This is a genomic window from Peribacillus sp. P4_D6, assembly GCF_056401795.1.
This window is the reverse complement of the sequence record NZ_JBFUIQ010000236.1, coordinates 1-3,422: the sequence shown is the minus strand read 5'-3', so window position 1 is coordinate 3,422 and position 3,422 is coordinate 1. Positions and strand designations below refer to the sequence as shown.

Sequence of the window (3,422 nt, the reverse complement as noted above, 5' to 3'; positions counted from 1 at the left end):
ACCATCACGGATCGCATCATTAAAGTGAGCGATTCCAGGCATTTTAAAAGCATTCTTTTGATTTGCTTTCAGCTCTTGGGCCAAGGGGGTATCCATATCCCAGCCTTCGCCCAAAACAATGAGGGTCGGATCAATTTCTGCCAGTGCCTTTTTCACTACATTCATCGTTTCCACATCGTGAATACCCATTAAATCGAAACGGAAACCATCAAGGTTAAATTCCTTCGCCCAATAGGTTACGGATTCAACGATGAATTTTCGCATCATTTTACGTTCGGAAGCAGTATCATTTCCTACACCAGTTCCATTAGATAAGGTGCCATCGGCGTTATAGCGAAAAAAGTATTTGGGAACGAGTTTATGGAAGTTTGAGTCCTCCACAGAATAAACGTGATTATATACAACATCCATGATTACTCGTAACCCGTGGTCATGTAAACCTTGTATCATTTCCTTTAACTCTCGGATCCTTACTTTTGGCTGATACGGATCAGTCGAATAAGAGCCTTCTGGAGCGTTATAATTCTGTGGATCATATCCCCAGTTATATTGTGGTTCATTCAATTTTTTTTCATTAACTGTAGCAAAATCAAATATCGGGATAAACTGAACATGGGTAACACCTAGACCTTTAATATGATCAAGACCCGTTTTCGCTCCTTCTGGACCTTTGGTTCCGGCTTCAACTACTCCTAAGAATTTACCTTTATGATGGATTCCGCTTTCAGGATGAATCGATAAATCCCGTGTATGCAATTCATAAATGACTATGTCCTCAGCTTTTTCAAGATGTGGTTTATCCCGTGTCCACCTTTTTGGGTTCGTATCTGTTAAATCTATCACGACCCCTTTATCACCATTAACAGTAACTGCGCGAACATAGGGATCGACGGCTTCACTCCAGGTTTCTCCCACTTTCACTTTATATGTATAAATCAATCCATCCTGATTTCCGTTCAGCTCAATGGTCCAGGTCCCCTTTTCCGAACGAACCATTTGAATCTCCATTCCATCTGTATCATCCCAATGTTTATAAGTAACTAGCTTGGCTTCAGATGCAAGTGGTGCCCATAACCGGAATGCCGTTTTATCTTTAAGATAGGAATTTCCTAAATCTTTGCCTTCATAGAAATATAAATCATCCAATTCTGACGGGTTTACCGGATTAATATTAGCAATCGGCAGGGATTCCAACTGATTTTCCGTTTCATTATCCATAGGTTTTTGATTATTTTTATTTTCCTCTTCAAAATAAGAAAGTGAATCTTTAATAGGTCATTCCTCCATTGAAATTCCCATTTTAGAACAGGAATTATTCATTTTTATAATCATGAGCGAATCTTCCATTATGTTATGATTCCACAGGCATTACCCATCAAAACATCCAATATGCAAATTATGTCGAAAATTCAGAAATCTATATTTAATAATCGAAAGCAGCAGGTCATTTTGCTGGACCTTACTTATCGTTTAATGAAAAGTGAATCCAAAAAAAGAAAAAAATGCCTCCATAACAGTTTTACGGTCTTGGAGGCATTTCTAGTACTCTTTATGGTGTTTTAATAATTTTCACTGAGTTATCTTCAACAATTGCAGTGAAGTTCTTAACTTCAGGCTGCTCAAAGATAAAGTCAGTGATGCCATCTTCGAGCTGTTCTTGAAGAACACGGCGGAGCGGTCTCGCCCCGAAAGTTGGGTGATATCCGAGTTCAATTAGCCTTTGTTTCGCTTCATTGGTCACATCTAAAGATAAACCATTTGCAGCAAGTGTTTCGTCTAGCTCGTGAATCATGATATCAACAATTTGCAGAAGATCTTCTTTCTTCAATGCAGAGAATTCAATGATGCTATCGAACCGGTTCAAGAATTCCGGTTTGAAGAAGCTCCCTAAAGATTGCAGGATTGAAGCCTCTTCCACAGCTGAACTTGTACCGAATCCCATTACTTTTTGTTTCTCACCGACTCCTGCATTACTCGTCATGATGATCACGGTATCTTTAAAAGTAACGGTCCGGCCTTGACTGTCGGTTAAGCGGCCATCTTCCATGATTTGCAGGAACATATGCATGACATCCGGATGTGCCTTTTCGATTTCATCCAATAAGATGATACTGTAAGGCTTGCGGCGAACTTTTTCCGTCAATTGTCCAGCTTCCTCATGTCCTACATATCCAGGAGGAGAACCAATTAATTTGGAAACACTGTGTTTCTCCATGAATTCACTCATGTCAAGACGAATCATAGCGTCCTTGTCCCCGAATAATTCCTCGGCAAGAGTTTTCGCCAATTCGGTTTTACCGACTCCTGTCGGACCGACGAAAAGGAAAGAACCGGTAGGACGATTTTTGGATTTTAACCCGGCACGACTTCTTCGAACGGCCTTGGATACCTTTTTGACAGCCTCTTCCTGCCCGATTACTTTTTTCATCAGCTCCGCTTGGAGATGAATCATTCTTTCTTGCTCATCTTCTTGGAGCTTACCTACAGGAATGCCGGTTTTTTGTTCGATGATATTTTGAATGTCTTCAACGGTTACGGTTGGCTTAATTGCATCTTCCCCTGCTTGCAATGACTTTTCCAGTTTTTCTTCTTCATCACGAAGAACGGCAGCTTTTTCATATGCTTCTTCTTTTAAGGCCATTTCTTTTTCTTTATAAATTTGCGCCAGTCGTTCTTTCATGTTTTCTACCTGGCCGTCTTCGATGGTCAAGTTCAATTTGGAACCAGCTTCATCCATTAAGTCTATTGCCTTGTCAGGGAGGAATCGGTCTTGAATGTAGCGGTTCGAAAGTTCAACAGCCGCTTTTAGGGCTTCCTCACTATATGTTACACCATGATAAGATTCATAACTTTCTTTTAAACCGCGTAAGATGACCAATGCCTCAGCCGTTGTAGGTTCGTTAACCTGTACAGGCTGGAAACGTCTTTCAAGGGCACCGTCTTTTTCAATTTTCCTATATTCGGATAAAGTGGTTGCTCCGACAAGCTGAAGTTCGCCGCGTGCAAGTGCTGGCTTCAAGATATTTCCTGCATCCATTGATCCTTCGGCCGAACCTGCTCCCACAAGTTGATGAATTTCATCGATGAATAAAATGACATTTTTCCTTTCCTGTAATTCGCTGATCAATTGCTTCATTCTTTCTTCGAATTGCCCTCTAATTCCAGTATTGGAAACAAGGGATGCTACATCAAGCATATATACTAGCTTATTACGTAATTTAACTGGCACCGAACCTTCAACAATCGCTAAAGCAAGACCTTCAGCAATGGCTGTTTTACCGACACCAGGTTCACCGATTAAAACTGGATTATTTTTATTGCGTCTGTTTAGAACTTCAATGACGCGTTTGATTTCTTCATTTCGTCCGATTACCGGATCAATAAGTCCTGCTTTAGCAGCATCGGTCAAATTGCGGCCATAC

The 3,422-nt window shown here is 40.7% G+C and carries 1 protein-coding gene and 1 pseudogene; both read right to left on the bottom strand.

The window, feature by feature from the left end; all coding sequences use genetic code 11:
* Window positions 1-1,149: pseudogene (pulA, locus tag AC1DVB_RS26025) on the bottom strand (type I pullulanase); the annotation flags it as partial.
* 400 nt (window positions 1,150-1,549) lie between these two features.
* Window positions 1,550-3,422 (bottom strand): ATP-dependent Clp protease ATP-binding subunit (locus AC1DVB_RS26020; protein WP_477591679.1); only part of this gene is annotated, 1,873 nt, incomplete at its 5' end.